This is a genomic window from Terrisporobacter petrolearius (assembly GCF_020748185.1).
Taxonomy (GTDB): domain Bacteria; phylum Bacillota; class Clostridia; order Peptostreptococcales; family Peptostreptococcaceae; genus Terrisporobacter; species Terrisporobacter petrolearius.
The window spans coordinates 1-204 of record NZ_JAHZMO010000269.1 but is presented as its reverse complement, the minus strand read 5'-3'; the positions used below and the strand labels follow the sequence as shown (position 1 = coordinate 204).

The 204-nt window shown below is 52.5% G+C and carries 1 rRNA gene; it reads right to left on the bottom strand.

Features of this window, described 5'->3' with window-relative positions:
- A 23S ribosomal RNA gene (locus K0040_RS20605) occupies positions 1–204 on the bottom strand; the annotation flags it as partial.

Genomic DNA, 204 nt, shown 5'->3' with positions numbered 1-204 from the left:
AGTGCTCTACCCCCGTTTCTCTAAATCTTGAGGCTAGCCCTAAAGCTATTTCGGAGAGAACCAGCTATCTCCGGGCTCGATTGGAATTTCACCGCTATCCACAGGTCATCCCCGAGCTTTTCAACGCTCGTGGGTTCGGTCCTCCACGAAATTTTACTTTCGCTTCAACCTGCCCATGGATAGGTCGCCCGGTTTCGGGTCTAC